This window comes from Treponema sp. OMZ 855 (assembly GCF_024181145.1).
GTDB lineage: Bacteria > Spirochaetota > Spirochaetia > Treponematales > Treponemataceae > Treponema.
Window position 1 is genome coordinate 1,478,552 of the sequence record NZ_CP051194.1, and the last position, 14,642, is coordinate 1,493,193.

The 14,642-nt window shown below is 39.5% G+C and carries 13 protein-coding genes; 4 read left to right on the forward strand and 9 right to left on the reverse strand.

Going from position 1 to position 14,642, the window contains the following annotated elements; all coding sequences use genetic code 11:
• Positions 1 to 19 precede the first annotated feature (19 nt).
• Positions 20 to 913: an Rpn family recombination-promoting nuclease/putative transposase gene (locus E4N65_RS06650; RefSeq protein WP_253672360.1), complete on the reverse strand. Its 894-nt coding sequence runs from the start codon at positions 911 to 913 to the stop codon at positions 20 to 22.
• Positions 914 to 1,074: 161 nt separating this feature from the next.
• Here E4N65_RS06650 and E4N65_RS06655 point away from each other — a divergent pair, with 161 nt between their 5' ends.
• Positions 1,075 to 1,440, forward strand: a complete 366-nt coding sequence (locus tag E4N65_RS06655; protein WP_235619689.1) for a four helix bundle protein — start codon at positions 1,075 to 1,077, stop codon at positions 1,438 to 1,440.
• A 162-nt stretch (positions 1,441 to 1,602) separates the two neighbouring features.
• Positions 1,603 to 2,397 carry a DUF4261 domain-containing protein gene (locus tag E4N65_RS06660; RefSeq protein ID WP_081984438.1) on the forward strand — a complete coding sequence of 265 codons (795 nt, stop codon included), beginning with the start codon at positions 1,603 to 1,605 and terminating at the stop codon, positions 2,395 to 2,397.
• A gap of 91 nt (positions 2,398 to 2,488) precedes the next feature.
• Here the strand turns inward: E4N65_RS06660 and E4N65_RS06665 are convergent, their stop codons facing one another.
• The 5 genes from E4N65_RS06665 to E4N65_RS06685 form a co-directional block, all read right to left on the reverse strand.
• Positions 2,489 to 2,632, reverse strand: coding sequence for a hypothetical protein (locus E4N65_RS06665; RefSeq protein WP_158506665.1), 144 nt, complete (start codon positions 2,630 to 2,632; stop codon positions 2,489 to 2,491).
• A gap of 8 nt (positions 2,633 to 2,640) precedes the next feature.
• The gene (locus tag E4N65_RS06670) at positions 2,641 to 4,287 is read right to left on the reverse strand and encodes an ABC transporter ATP-binding protein (RefSeq protein ID WP_044016006.1); all 1,647 of its coding nucleotides are present in this window, start codon (positions 4,285 to 4,287) and stop codon (positions 2,641 to 2,643) included.
• 61 nt (positions 4,288 to 4,348) lie between these two features.
• Positions 4,349 to 5,086 (reverse strand): energy-coupling factor transporter transmembrane component T, encoded by a 738-nt coding sequence (locus E4N65_RS06675; protein WP_044016004.1) that lies wholly within the window; start codon positions 5,084 to 5,086, stop codon positions 4,349 to 4,351.
• Between the two features lie 62 nt (positions 5,087 to 5,148).
• A complete protein-coding gene (locus tag E4N65_RS06680) occupies positions 5,149 to 5,733 on the reverse strand; it encodes an MptD family putative ECF transporter S component (protein WP_253672362.1) in 585 nt (194 codons plus the stop codon).
• 111 nt (positions 5,734 to 5,844) lie between these two features.
• A complete protein-coding gene (locus E4N65_RS06685) occupies positions 5,845 to 6,465 on the reverse strand; it encodes a TetR/AcrR family transcriptional regulator (protein ID WP_044016000.1) in 621 nt (206 codons plus the stop codon).
• Between the two features lie 105 nt (positions 6,466 to 6,570).
• On the opposite strand from E4N65_RS06685, the gene E4N65_RS06690 reads away from it, so the two are divergent.
• Positions 6,571 to 6,687, forward strand: coding sequence for a BrnA antitoxin family protein (locus E4N65_RS06690; RefSeq protein WP_253672364.1), 117 nt, complete (start codon positions 6,571 to 6,573; stop codon positions 6,685 to 6,687).
• A 20-nt stretch (positions 6,688 to 6,707) separates the two neighbouring features.
• Here the strand turns inward: E4N65_RS06690 and E4N65_RS06695 are convergent, their stop codons facing one another.
• Complete coding sequence (locus E4N65_RS06695; RefSeq protein WP_253672366.1) at positions 6,708 to 8,462, reverse strand: ABC transporter ATP-binding protein; 1,755 nt, start codon at positions 8,460 to 8,462, stop codon at positions 6,708 to 6,710.
• Positions 8,463 to 8,711: 249 nt separating this feature from the next.
• Here E4N65_RS06695 and E4N65_RS06700 point away from each other — a divergent pair, with 249 nt between their 5' ends.
• Positions 8,712 to 10,913 carry a DUF262 domain-containing protein gene (locus tag E4N65_RS06700; RefSeq protein ID WP_044015996.1) on the forward strand — a complete coding sequence of 734 codons (2,202 nt, stop codon included), beginning with the start codon at positions 8,712 to 8,714 and terminating at the stop codon, positions 10,911 to 10,913.
• A gap of 222 nt (positions 10,914 to 11,135) precedes the next feature.
• Here E4N65_RS06700 and E4N65_RS06705 read toward each other — a convergent pair whose 3' ends face one another.
• Both E4N65_RS06705 and E4N65_RS06710 read right to left on the reverse strand, forming a co-directional pair.
• Positions 11,136 to 14,276: an SIR2 family protein gene (locus tag E4N65_RS06705; protein ID WP_253672368.1), complete on the reverse strand. Its 3,141-nt coding sequence runs from the start codon at positions 14,274 to 14,276 to the stop codon at positions 11,136 to 11,138.
• Between the two features lie 16 nt (positions 14,277 to 14,292).
• Positions 14,293 to 14,484: a hypothetical protein gene (locus tag E4N65_RS06710; RefSeq protein WP_044015992.1), complete on the reverse strand. Its 192-nt coding sequence runs from the start codon at positions 14,482 to 14,484 to the stop codon at positions 14,293 to 14,295.
• Between the last annotated feature and the right edge of the window lie 158 nt (positions 14,485 to 14,642).

Sequence of the window (14,642 nt, forward strand, 5' to 3'; positions counted from 1 at the left end):
AATACGGCTGCAAGAAGGATTAGGAATGAGTTTCGTCTAGAGCGTCTACCTCGTCTGTGGTTAGGCCGGAAATTTTACAAATATCCACAAGCGGATAGCCCATAGTAAGCATTGTTTTTGCCGTTTCAAGCTTTGCTTGACGGGAACCCTCTGAGCGACCTCTTGCTTCACCTTCTGCAAGCCCCATATCAAAACTTTCTTCCCGTTGTACTGCTATGTCGGTATCATAATCATACTCACCTATTAACATGTTCAGAACCTCCTTCGATTTTCGTTGTAAATATTCCCGTAAAATATCGTTTTGTATACATTCTTTGATTGCTTTTTCAAACCCATGTTCCTTATCAACAGCAATATTGCGGCGTACGGCATCAACAAACAAGCTGTATTGTTTCAGCGGCTTGCAGCGCTCAAGTATTTCACTTGCTTTATCATAATTGATATTAACCACTTTTACGGATAATTCAAGGGCATATTCATTATGTTTTTGAGTGAATGAATCAGATAGTTTTAAGAGCGAATCACCGCGATATGGTTCTTTTCCGTTATAAAAGACATAAAACTCCGGTGTTGGAATAGCTAACTGTTTACGGCTATACTTTTCTTTTGACTTATAAAACTGTTCGTATAAGCGAGCAATATATTCAAGGCATCTGATTGGCATATTGGGATTTATGGTCGACTGATGTTCTGCCAGCACGATAATCTTATTGTCAACGAGATACGATACATCGTTAGCGAAACTCATATAGAGTACTTGTTTAAGCCGTATGTTTTTCAAAATAGTGGTAGATTGGTAATCAGTACCGTGCAGCGCGTTATATAGCGATAAAAAATTAGCTTTCGCGGTTTTGTCTGTACTGAATAGGTCGACAAAGACAGAATCTTTGTATCGGCGATTACGTTTTTTCATAGTATGTTCCTCCATAGGCATATATAACTACTTATAGAGCACGGATGAAGAAATGGCTAACAAAATGGGGATAATTCATCATTTTTTTGATAAAAACTGAAACTGAGGGGGAAAACAATTCAGAATTATGAATTACTCATTATCAATTACAAATTGACAATGTGATTGTTGATAAATCAAAGGCGTTTGCGTTGAAGGTCATCGCCTTGTACAAAAAGCTCTGCGATACGAACCGTGAGTTTGTTATGTCAAAACAGCTTTTAAAAAGCGGAACGAGCATCGGGGCAAACATTAAAGAAGCTCAGCAAGGACAAAGCAAGGCAGACTTCGGGAACCGCGGGATTTGCCCTCTGAGAGCCCCATATCAGAAGTTTCTTCCCGTTGTACTGCTATGTCGGTATCATAATCGTATTTACCTATTAATATGTTTAAACTCTCCTCTTTTGCAAAAATGCAAAGCATCTACTCCACCCCTTTGCAAAAAGCATTTCAGAAGCGGCACGGATGGCGATGGTTCTATTCAGTAGCGATATTTTTACGCAGCAAAAACATCGCAGTTCAAAAAAGGAAAGGCATTCTAAACGGTTGATATACCGCTGCCTATTTCTATCTTTATGTTATGCAGGAAAAAATTGTGAAGAAAGTAGAATTATATTCAGAAAAAGTTATAATAGCAAACAGGAGATATCATGGGAATTTTGAAGAACACATTCGGTAAAAAAAATAAAAAAATGGACACTCAAGCACCGCTCATTTTATCTATGCCAATGTTTAAAGGTGATAGCGGGTATTCATTGGAGAAAGTTATCGAGGATTTAAAATCATATTGGGGACTTACGGTTGATCAGATAGAGGGTGATGATACTACCGCTTCATTTGAAATCGGCGAAGAACGTGTAGTCATTGCGTTGATGCCTGCACCGATACCCGCTGAGGAATTTGAATCCATGTACAGCTATTCTTACCTTTGGAAAGATGCGGAGAAAGAGGTAAAAAAACATACACAGCATGCAATAGTTTCACTTTTAGCCGGCAATACCTCGGCAGTGGAAAGGTACTCTTTATTAACTAAAGTGAATGCTTCTATTTTGAGAACGTGTGAAACGGCAATAGGGGTATATCAAGGTGCATCGACACTGTTACTTCAGAAAAATCTTTATCTTGATTTTGCTCATTTTTTATTGGAGGATATGTTACCGATTCAGCTGTGGGTGTATATCGGGATTATCAATGGAGATGAGAAAAGCAGTGTTTATACATACGGGATGAAAGAGTTCGGTAAATCCGAAATAGAAATAATCGATGCACATATGAAAGGCAGTGAAGTATATGATTTTCTATTATCTATCCTTGAGTACGTTTTACGGCAAGATGTAACGCTGCACCACGGAGAAACCATAGGATTTACCGAAGAACAGAAAATTAAAATCACAGAATCGGAGGCAATTTATTTGGATGGCACATCATTAAAGATAGAATTATAGATTGCACGCAAGATGTCCGAGGTATCCTCCGCTGCTTTATCATATTTAGAAACCCTTTCTAACAATGAGCTTATAAAATTACTCCATTCTTTTACGATAACCCATGAAGATATTCGGAAGAAGAAGATTGCAGTATCCGTATCTGCAATACGGAAATTGCGTCAGCTGTAGAAGCTGAAATGATGAAATAAATACCGTTTAATGAGCACCGCTTTAAGCTAAGCTTGCCGCTCACTCTCCCCGCTACCTCCCCTCAAAAAATGCCTGCACCTTCTCCATAATCGCCTCCGACCAGCCGCCGCTCCACGCCAATTTTCCGCCATCCAGAAAAATAAAGTAATTGCAGCATGCAGCAATCAGCTCAGGATCGTGGCTGATAATGAACACGGTTTTGCCTGCACGGGCAAGGCGTGTGATATTTTCTGCAACTTCCCGCATGTGTGCGTAGTCAAGGCCGCTGGTCGGTTCGTCAAAAATAAGAAACTCCTTATCGGCAGCAATCGCGCTTGCGACGGCAAGTCGCTGCTTTTGTCCGCCCGATAACACCATCGGATGAACGTCCTTAAATTCCGAAAGATTCATCGCATCCAAAATGTCAAGCGCTTTTTGCCGAGCTTTTTGATGCGCCGCTTTGCCGCTTACATCACCTGAATCCATACTCAACAAGACTTCTTCGATAACGCTTTCCGTAAAAAGCTGATGGTTGACATCCTGCATCACCATATAGGACTTTTTCAGCCGTGCCTTTGCCGTGTAGAATTTTCCGTTATCGTTCAACACCCCCTTCGCCTGTTTTTCAAGCCCGCAGATAACCCGCGCCAAGGTCGATTTTCCTGCGCCGTTAAACCCAAGCACACCCGTAACCGCATCGGAAGGTACCTTCAGCTCCGGTATATCGAGAACGCGCTTTTTCCCGTAAGAAAACGCAAGACCGGAAAACGTAACGTACCGCTCGAATACCGGCGGCTTTTCGACAGAGGTATCTTCAAACACCGGCGGCTCTTCGGCAGGAGCACATTCGGATACCGGTGGCCTCTCGACAGAGGCACAGTCAAATGCCGGAGACTTTTCGGCGGGGGCACATTCAAAGATTCCTTCAAGGATTCCTCCGGTTTGACATGCACGGATACATCCCGGAGTGTATTCCATTGCTTTTTGCGAACGCAAACCTTTCCGATGCAGCGCTTCCGTGTCCACCTTCAGAAATTCCGCTATCGGAAAATCCTTGATAATCCGCCCGTTTTCCATATAGATCACTCGGTCGGCTATCTCCATCAGATAGTACAGTCGGTGCTCGGCGATAACGACCGTCTTTCCCTGCTCCTTCCATTTCCCTATTACCGCCTTCAAATTGGCAATGGAGCGGAGATCAAGATTGGAAGAAGGCTCATCCAAGACGAATATGGCAGGCTGCATCGCCGCCGCGGAAGCACACGCTATTTTTTGCTTTTCTCCGCCTGAAAGCGCAAACAGGTTTCTATCCAAAAGGTCAGCCATATCAAGGTCTCTGCTTACCTGCCCGATGCGGCGGTACATTTCTTCCCGCGGAACACCGGTATTTTCGTAGCCGAAAGCGATTTCACTCGTGGAATCCAAACTGAAAAACTGAGAGCGCGGATTTTGAAACACCGACCCGACTTTTTGCGAAAGCTCATACAGCGTTACGGACGCCGAATCTTTCCCGTCGATAAGTACCTGTCCTTCCAGCGTCCCCGCATAATACGCCGGAGCAAGCCCGTTAATCAGGCGGGTAATCGTCGTCTTACCGCAGCCCGACAGCCCGCATAGCAGTACCACCTGTCCCGCCGGGATTTGTAAGTCAATGCCGTACACTCCCGCGCTCCGCTCCGCGTTATGATAGGTAAAAGTTACATTTTTTAACTCAATCATCTTATCATCCTCTCATCTGCATCATTTTCCATATCATTGTCTAATCTGTGTCGCTCCCCAATCATCCCCCGATGCGTAACACCGTACAGACAAGCAGCGCAGCCGCGATAACGGCAATGCCCGCATCGTATATGCCAAAGTGCAGCTCAACAAGGCATGTCCGCTTTTTCAATCCCCCTAAGCCCCGCGTCAAAGCTGCCGCCGATAACTCCTCTCCGATTTTGGCAATCGACATCATCAGCGGAATCAGCCGGTACTCCAGCATCATCGTAGGGTTCCGCCAAAACCGAGGCGTACCGAGCCCAATCTCCCGCATCCGCATCGCGCTGCCGATTGAACGGTTTTCTTCTCCCAACGTAGGAATAAAACGGAACACAACGGATATGGGAATAATCAGCGCATCAGGCACATACCACCGGCTCATCGCCGCGATAAACTCATTCGGTTTTGTCGATTCGATAATATAGTAGCCGAACATAAACACCGGAAAAAACCGGAAAATCAGCTCGCTTAAAAGCCCCCACAGCATCGCCGCAAGGTACGGAAAACTCCCCGCCATGTTCGACAGCTTGACCGCAGCCGCCAGCGCAAAAAGCCCTCCGTAAATCAGCGCCGGCCGGTATTGGCGGTTCAGAAAAAGCAGACTAATGGGAATAAGCACAATCACCATATTCAGCATACTCTGCTCTTCCACAAAAAAAATCAGCGTTGCAAGAAAAAACATAAACAGCACCTTGGTGCGGGGATCGATGTGCACCCCCTTCGCCCGCGGCGGTCTATACGGCTCAAAATCTTCCATTATACAATCCTTTATATAACCCTTATCTAACACCATGCAGCACCGGCAGCATCTATACGCACCTATACAATACCGGCTCTTTCAAAATGCTTTGTCAACATCCGCCTTCCAAGCAGCGCACCGAGCAGTGAAGAGACAAACAGAATACCGATTGCCGCAAATCCCATCCACGGCGGCATAAACTTTTGCACCCCTTCAACATATTGATCCCCCATTGAACTGCGCACCTTTTCCATATACGTTGCAGCAAAAAGCCACATCGGCGCCTGACAGCTTATCATCGCGCAAGAAAAAAGCCAGTAGCCAAGCACACTCGCCTTAAAACTCTTGTATTTACCCGCCTTCAGTACTAGATCGGCAAGTGCTCCCATCACGCAATAGCCGATAATCGGAAGATACGTGTATCCCATCAGATACCAAAACAGGCCTAAAATAACACTCATAATAAAGACCATCCCGGACTTATCCGCCTTTGTCAAAAACAGCATAAACGGGATCCCCGTCGCAATCGGCACAATCACATATAAAAACGGATACAGCACCGGAATCGCGTTGATCATCCCGATCACAAAAAAAATAACTAAATACATCGCCGTATAGATTCCGATATTTATCAGATCCTTCGCCGACAACTTACTGCTTTGCATACGCAAACCTCCATTAAAATATTGGAAACCTCTAAAATCTGTATTTTTTAGAGCACCTCTTGTGATAACATTGATAGCACACTTTGTTATCTTTTCTTCAAAAAAAATATATTACACTCGCAAAACCTTCCGCCAGCCGGCAGAAAAAAATTCGGCAAGGGTATGCACAACTTCAAGCGCTTCATCCTGCGTGTAATCATGCAAAACCGTTTCAAAAATACAAGAAAAATAAGAATGGATCAGCATGTGCAGTTTTTTTCCATCAATCCGGCTGTATTTAATATGCTTTTTATCCAAAAATTCGTACATACGGTGTGTGTCTTGCAGTTCCCGTTCGACAAGCCGGTCAGTAAAATCGATATACGGTGTGCCATCCGCGCAGCACAAAAGGAGTTTGAACTCATCAAAATGCGCGTAAATGATGCGGACAAATGCTTCTATCGTCTCTGCCGAAATTGCCCAAATGTCTTCCGTGTTTCCCATACTCAGGCAATGAAAGCACTCATCCGCAGCCGTTTCATATTTATCTTGGATACTATTGACGGCAGGTTCCACAAGCGCCGAAAAGAGCGCCTCCTTGTCCTTAAAATGACGGTAAAATGCACCGGTCGTTACGCCCGCCGCACCACACAAATCCCGCAGATTCGTGCGTTCGTAACCATTCCGCAAAAACATCTCTTTGCCGCTTTCTAAAATTCTTGTGTGGGTTGCTTCGTACGTTCCGCTTGCCATATCCGTGTAGTAGTCGCCCTCAAAAACTAACTTTAAGCTTTTAGAGTATCTCTCTTGTTCTTGATAACTTTGTTAGCATTGTATGACAAAGAAGCGGATGTGTCAATGGAAAATTCATGGTACGATGCAGATATACTTATAGCACTTCAATCTAGAGGTAAAGGCTGTCAGACAAGAATAAATAGGATTTTAAGGAAAGCCATCATGACGGGGGATTATTAATCTATTCCACCTCTTTTCCCCTACATTCTCCACTGCTCCGCTTCATATTGTATATCCCACAGCCGCCGGTATAGTCCCCCTTGTGCAATCAGCTCTGCGTGAGAGCCGCGCTGACTGATTGTTCCGTTTTCCAGCACGAGAATCTGATCAGCGTTCTGTATAGTAGAAAGTTTATGTGCAATCATAATCACTGTTTTGTTTTTCAAAAGTTCCTGTAAAGCCGTTTGAATTAGCTGCTCATTTTCCGCATCGACATTTGCCGTCACCTCATCCAAAAGGATAATCGGTGCATCCTTGAGAAGCGCCCGCGCAATGGAAATACGCTGCTTTTCTCCGCCGGAAAGCCGTGCTCCCGCCTCACCGATAACCGTGTTGTAGCCATCTTCCATCGCTTCAATAAATTCCGCACATCCTGCACGCCGTGCTGCTTCACAGACTTCTTCAATTGTTGCATCAGGCCGTCCGATACGGATATTGTTCAGCACGGTATCATTAAACAAAAATACATCCTGAAATACAAAACTGATATTCTTTAACAAGTTTTCGTACGAGAGCGTTTTTACCGCTTTGCCGCCGATGCTGATCTCCCCGTGTCCGGGCAGGATATCCCAAAAGCGGGCAATCAAATTCGTAATCGTTGTTTTGCCACTCCCTGAAAGTCCGACCAGAGCCGTCGTCGTTCCTTCCGGTACGCAAAAACTAACATCTCGCAATACCGGCGTTTTATTGTATGCAAAATCCACATGCTCAAAACAAATATCGTACCGCTCAAGTTTTTCCGTGCCGGAAATATCTTCTAATTTAGGGATCGTCTTAATCTGATTCATCCGGTCGATGGACTGCTGCGTCATCTTTGCAAAGATACTGAATATACCCATCGCTTCGGCGCCGGTAAAAAGACTGAACGAGGCAAGCATCAATAAAAAGGCTTGCGGAAATATGAAGTCCTTGTTCAATAGAAACAGTCCGGAAAGAAATACGATCCCTGTCGTAATCAGCCGAAAACATAATTGATACATGCCCATCGGCGGGATATGAACAAATTCTCCTCGTACGGAAAATGCGCGCAATCTTTCATAAGCGTCTTGTGTTTTAGAAAATTGTTTTTCCGTCATATTGTAGGATTTCAATACGGGAAGTCCCTTGATAAATTCAATCGTATCTTCCGTTACCTGCCCGATCAATTTTTGCCGGTTTAGCTTGAGCGCATCCTGCCGTGTTGCAAGATATCGGTAGGCAAACCATGTCGGGATGAGCAAGACAAGCACGAGCAAAAAAATACGGTAATCAAATGAAAGACAGATCATAAGCGCGATGATAAATACCGGAATGCCGACTGCAACTTTTTCAATGACACCCATGCCTTCTATTTCTAAAAACGCCGCGTCCGAGGTAATCGTCGAAACCACATCGCCCAAATTCTTTTCATTAAAAAAACCGAGCGGCACCTTCCGCAATTCCTTCCCCAACGTTTTGCGCTCTTCCGCCATACATTTATACCCCGCGCCCGACCGCAGATACGAAACAAGGTAGCGCAGCACGATGCGGGCAAAAATACTCGCCAGCATAATCAGCGAATACCGGATCATTACCGGCATCGTCAAAACCTCCGCAACGTCAGGATTAAATTCCGGCATCCGCGCGGTAATATGAAACGCTGCCAGCAAAGGAACCACAATCAGCCAGCCGTCAAAAAAACTCAACACAAGCGAAGCATACAGTTCCCTTTTTTGCCTGCTCATCAACTTGATAAAATCCTGCACCGTTTTTAACATACCGATTCCCCCATTTCTGCAATTCTATATCATTTTCCCGTCTGCTGTCCGTATAACAAACGAAACATTGTCTTCCTGCGATATATTTTGACTGCAAGCATAAGTGGGGGAAGTAACTTAGGGTAGTAGTAAGATATGCTCATTTGTGATATAAGGTTAGTAGTTGTCTGGATTTATTTGATAATCGCACAGCTATGTTACTTTATAAACGTCGCGTTTGCTAACCCGCAAACGCAAGGAAAAACAATTATGCAAACAGAGACACATTCCATTCATGATATTTTAGCGAAAAATGCAACCTCATTTTTTATTCCTCCATTTCAAAGAGCTTATGCATGGGGCAAAACAGAAATAGAAAGGTATTTTAGCGATATTATCAGGATTATTAATTCCGAGCTTGATACGTCACAATCCGATAAACTTGAACACTTTTTTGGAACACTTGTTATAAAAGAAGAAAAAGCAGGATTTGTGAATAAGTCTATTGTTGTCGATGGGCAACAACGATTAACCACGACACTGCTCTTTTTGATTGCTTTACGAGATAATGAACCAAACAAAGAAAATAGAGACTTTATCACCGATACTTATTTAACTAATAACGCATCATCTTTTCAAGATAAAATCAAATTAAAGCAAGTTTCAAAAGATTGGGATGCCTATCGTGCATTAATAAATGGAACAAGTGCAAAACCCGGTATAATAAAAAATGCGTATGATATATTCACTAAACTAATAGCAAATATAAAAATATCACATCCTGAAATTACATTGGAAAAATATATTATAGCTATCCAACGGCTTAATGTTGCTGTTATTTTCTTAGATGAAAGACCATTTAAAGGTGAAGACCCACAAATTATTTTTGAAACGCTCAATTCTTTAGGAAAACCGCTCACTCTATCCGATTTAATCAGAAATTATGTCTTGCTCAATATGGACTGTACGCATCAATCGATCATGTATGAAACAATTTGGTATCCAAAAATTGAACTACAATTAACCGGTAGTACGTCGGACTTTTTTCGAGATTTTTTACAGTATAAAAAATCTACTTCTATAAAAGTTGTAAGTGATAATAACACAAAAGAAATTTATGCAAACTTCAAAAACTTTGTCGAAGAATCGTATGCTAATCATAAAGCTTTTATTGACGACATCGTAAAGCATGTAAAACTTTATACTTGGATTATACAAGCAGAAATCATTGATACTATTTCACCAGATAAAATAAAAGACAGTCAAATAAAGGAACTGTTGAGGAATATTTTTCATGATATAAAGACCGAAGCATTTAAACCGTTTATCCTTGGACTGCTTTATTATCATCAAAATCAAACAAGCACTATCATATTTAGTGATGATAATTTTATAGCGATATTGCAAATCATTAGAACGTATCTAATACGGAGACGAATAGCACGGCTAACACAAGGAGAAAATAAAAATATCGTACTTCTCTGCAATCGAATACATGATCTCGTGCAAAAGAAAATTGAAATGATCGATTTATTATCAAGTATGTTTTATAAAATGAGACTTCCGAATGATGATGAAATGCGGCAAGTCTTGATGATTTCAAAATTTTATGAAGATTTTAAAACGTATGGAAAATTTATTCTGGGAAAAATAGAAGAACACAATGCAAAAGTCCCGGTTGATTTTAGAAATGCTAAAATCACGATAGAACACATTATGCCGCAGACACTCAATGATGAGTGGAAAACAATGCTTGGAAATAATTATGAAGAAATATATAAAAAATATTTGCATAATATTGGAAATCTCATTCTAACAGAGTTTAATAGTGAAATAGGGAATAGCCCTTTCAAAGATAAGAAAACCAAACTGCACACCTCTTCTTTATATTATAGACTGGAAATACTTAACAATGATGTTTGGAATGAGGATAGTATAAAACAACACCAATCAAATATGATTAATTGGTTCTTGGAGACATTCCCATTACCTCAACAATATCAAGCAGCTTCTAACTATGATAGAAAAAAACCTGATGTTACAACCTTTTCTCCTATAGATGACGATGCCGGTGATTGGGCAGAGGGGAATAAACCGGCAAAAATGATAATCAACGAGAGCGTTTTTAACGTCTCTACTTGGCAAGATGTATTTATAAAGTTTATCACATTTATGAAAGAAGATAGCAGATATGATTTCCAATTTATCCTTGATAATCAAACTGACTTATTCAATCGCGAAGGTGTAATTCTACACTGGGGTTTATTAAAAACGATCATAGACAAGAATATAGACCTAACCACCCGATATAAATCATTTGATGGGCTATTCCCGGATAAAATCTCAAACCTTAAAGGTAATATGCTGTTTATTCATACCAATATATCCGCAGCAACATGTATGAATCGTATCGCAAGCATTATGACCAAGTTTGATATGCCGAGAGAATTTGTGATTATTACTTTAAAGTAATAGTGGTTTGCAACGAATTTTGACGACCTCGAAGATTTCTTATTTTGATACCGCTTAAGTGATATGTATGTATGTAGGAGTAATTTCTATTTCTTTTCATCGTAATACACCGTATAGAAATTGCCTTTTGTGTCCGTACTTTGTTCGATGTTTTGACTGTCGCCATCGATAACGATTTATATTCACATTTTAACCTAATCAATAGGCAGAACATAAAACACATTAAATGAAATATCTAAAATCATACGCCTTGCCTCCAAGCTCTTCTAATTGCTTTCCCATGACTGAAAGGCGCCTTGAAAAATCAATTGTCACAGGTAAAGTCTTATATAATTCTGCTCCGTTCCAATTCATTTTAGTAAGCTTCAAAATATCATTAGCAACAGTTTCTATGGAATCTGTTCCTCTGAAACGCTTAATTAATAATGGGGCTGGGATACCACGTTTACCTTGATAGTATCTTCCATTCAATTCTTGATTTTGAACGAGTCCATGTGTCCATAGTAAAAAACTAAAATCATCTAATTGTATAACCGTTCCCCGTTCTATCGGATAAGCATCAAAATCATGGGTGTTTGCATTTTGTTTTTTTAACAACTTTATCGCCCTCCAATTACTAAACTGCTGAATCTGTAATAGCTCAATATTATCAATCCCCTCTAATGCATGACTTATACCCTCCATTTCCTCACTTGTGAAGTATGTTGTTTTATGAAGAACTAATTTTTTTAATCCTATAGTTGGGTCTATTTTATGGTAAATGTTTCTGATGTTGCTAATTAATTTAAACGCATCATCTTTACTCATAAATGGGTTTCTATTATAAAAAATAGGTTTTTCAATAGGTTGCAATAGAAATTTTAATCCGTTCCCGTTAGCGTCAAAAATTTGACTGCTCCCAAGAACAACTTTATTTTTTGCGTTTTGTCTTACTGCATATCCCAAACCAATAAAAGCAGTTTCTTTATTAGATGTTTTTATTTTCCAAGGCGATCCATTTGCTTTTACATATAGTCCTAACGAAAGCCACCATCGTATTTTTGCTTGGTCTTGGTAATTTATGGACTTGTCTTCTATAAGTTGTATTTTCAAGCCCCTTTTCACACAAAAAAGTTTTAGCGAATCATGTAAATCATAGTATGTATTATCGTTTTTCAATTCTCGGAAACATTTCCATTGGTCAGGGATATAAATTACAACACAGTCTATATCATGATTTTTTAAAGCAAGATTATCTATTTTACCCTTCAAATAGTCGTAAAACTGAACTGGAGAAAATGATTTTATTTCGTTATTGGGAATTGAAATTACGAACTCACTCTGAATCGAATTAGGGATAATCAAATGTTTTTTAAATACGTTATAAAAACCAGGAAAATCTCTCAAATATTCTCTTTCCGATTGAGGGCTTATGCTATCTAATAGCGATTCTAAATGTCTTTTAAGTTTATCAAATCCAAAATCAGGTGTTATAATAGCAAGATTAACCGGAGAATGGTTACTATTCGGTTCAAAACTTCTTCCTAAAGGTCCAAATATTTTCAAGCCACTGATAGGATGGATAGATTGCTTCGATTCATCTTGATAATGATAATAAATCGATGGTTCGTTAAGTTTGATATGATTGTCAAAGCAATAAATATTATCTTTTCCCTTTTTTGCAGCTGTTGAATAATAATCTGAAAATTTAATTTCAAAGTCGCCAAGTTTAAATGATAACTCTCTATTTTTATTTTGTAATCTTTTTATCCAAAAATTTAATTTTTGCCCATACTTTTTATTATAACGATTTGAGAGGATTGTATTCGAGAGAAATTGAAGGACATTTTTATAAGGATCTTCTCCTGATTTTGTTTGTATGTGAATAGTTGGGCAAATAAGTAAAAACAGCTCTTTGTTTACAAATTCGAGCTTAAATTCGAATGCCTCAAAAACGCTATTATTTTGATTGATATTAAAATTTCTGTTTCGTTGTTGAATATCGTGTATTTCATTTTCGCTCAAGGGATCATTTACGGAATAAAATCTTCTTATATTCCGACCTTTTGCATAAAGAGATAATCCGTAATCATTAACTAAACACTTTTCAATCATTTCATAGAGCATTCCAAGATAAAAAGAATCGGAATAGAAAAATATATGCTCAGGAATATCCGCAATTTTTAATTCGTCAGTCAAATGGTTTCTTAAAACATCTTTTATTTCTTGTTCGTTACCGAAAAGTTTTAAGCAGTCTTCTTTTCCAAAAGAGGCAACGATATTTGAATTACCAATTATTTCATGTAATCTTCTCCATTTACCTTCTCCTACAATATTGGTTTTAGTTAAAAAAGTGCTTTTAGGAAAACTTATTGCTTTAATTGCATTCAAAAAAATAGGAGAGATGTTTGAAATACTCTGGTTTAATCTGAAAGCTTGCCGCATTTCAAAACGTTTGTTAGCAATTGAATCGATATGAACATTTGTTACTTCGCAAATTTTATAAAGCTCATGCATAAAATAATCAAAACTGTCGATTATTACAAAACCAGAACGTTGATTTTTGGTATTGGCCTTTCCAATCAGTTGAGTTAGTCGCTCATTTGGTGTTACGCCTTTTGGGATACACCAAATCAAGCCTTTGGGGAAAGCATTATTTTTCTCTAAGACTTTTTCAAGTGATTTTAAAACAGACTCATCGCTGCCTGAATATCCGACCACTAGCAAACCTCTTTTTGTTAATGCGTCTACAAAATATTGATGTAAATTTTCCTCTAATTTTTGCAATTCTTCATCTGTATTTTGTAGTGGATCATATCGAAAATCTCCATGTAATTTCACAACGGTAGGAATATCCTCTTTGAAATTTTGAACAGAAGCTGCGTTTTCAGGTGATACTATCTGACAGCTTGTGTAATTTAATCCATTTATTGCTTTTTCAATCAAATCATCAAAATTCGTTGTCCAAACCGTATTGATCTTACATTGATCAACCATTGCTGCCAAACACAAAAAACCAATAGAAGGTTTTTTGTCTCTTACCAAGCCAGTTAAGAATTCTTTTCTTACTAATGGGTCAGGATAACATTGTGCAAAGTAATACGAATATGGATTAGTTATGTTGTTGTCGCCTTTCATATCAAAATAACTTTGAATTATCTTTTTATTGTCTTCTATTTTTAAGTCATGAAATTGTTTGTTATTTATTTTTCCGCTACTATTTAAAATCTCTCGTTTGAAGTGCCACACCAAATCGCTTCCCGACGGTATACCTGATGAGACAGATGCTCCCGCACCAAGAAGCAAATCAAAAGAGTGTTTTGAAAGCACTTTAAAACTTCTCAAAAAGACGTCTTTATCCATCGTTTTCATTTCGTTATTCATAACCAGCTACCCAATATCATTTTTCCTTTTCTGCACAGGCAACCGTCACCACTTTTGCAGCAGCAATCTCGGATTCGCAGGTTTCTATTGCCTTGAGAGCCTCCCGTTGGTCGCCAATCAGTGCAACTTGCCTTGATTGGCTTCCAATTCTATCAATCGAGGCTCTGTAACTACGGCTAAATCCGTCTTTTATCTTCTTATCTATCATACACAAATCCCAATTTTTAAAGATTAGCTACAATCATCTTATAAGCCCTAGTATATTCATTATAGATATTCTCTAAAAAAGAACAAGCAGGAAAAATGGTCATTACCTCAACTTTGCTTAACAAAACAGAATACCTCTCCCACAAAATCTCAAAATAT

Coding starts and splice junctions, on each gene's coding strand:
- E4N65_RS06680 (WP_253672362.1), bottom strand. CDS start 5,733: ATGCAAAGCAGTAAGTTGTCGGCGAAGGATCTGATAAATATCGGAATC.
- E4N65_RS06695 (WP_253672366.1), bottom strand. CDS start 8,462: ATGTTAAAAACGGTGCAGGATTTTATCAAGTTGATGAGCAGGCAAAAA.
- E4N65_RS06710 (WP_044015992.1), bottom strand. CDS start 14,484: ATGATAGATAAGAAGATAAAAGACGGATTTAGCCGTAGTTACAGAGCC.
- E4N65_RS06660 (WP_081984438.1), top strand. CDS start 1,603: ATGGGAATTTTGAAGAACACATTCGGTAAAAAAAATAAAAAAATGGAC.
- E4N65_RS06675 (WP_044016004.1), bottom strand. CDS start 5,086: ATGGAAGATTTTGAGCCGTATAGACCGCCGCGGGCGAAGGGGGTGCAC.
- E4N65_RS06700 (WP_044015996.1), top strand. CDS start 8,712: ATGCAAACAGAGACACATTCCATTCATGATATTTTAGCGAAAAATGCA.
- E4N65_RS06690 (WP_253672364.1), top strand. CDS start 6,571: ATGGAAAATTCATGGTACGATGCAGATATACTTATAGCACTTCAATCT.
- E4N65_RS06685 (WP_044016000.1), bottom strand. CDS start 6,465: ATGGCAAGCGGAACGTACGAAGCAACCCACACAAGAATTTTAGAAAGC.
- E4N65_RS06670 (WP_044016006.1), bottom strand. CDS start 4,287: ATGATTGAGTTAAAAAATGTAACTTTTACCTATCATAACGCGGAGCGG.
- E4N65_RS06650 (WP_253672360.1), bottom strand. CDS start 913: ATGAAAAAACGTAATCGCCGATACAAAGATTCTGTCTTTGTCGACCTA.
- E4N65_RS06705 (WP_253672368.1), bottom strand. CDS start 14,276: ATGAATAACGAAATGAAAACGATGGATAAAGACGTCTTTTTGAGAAGT.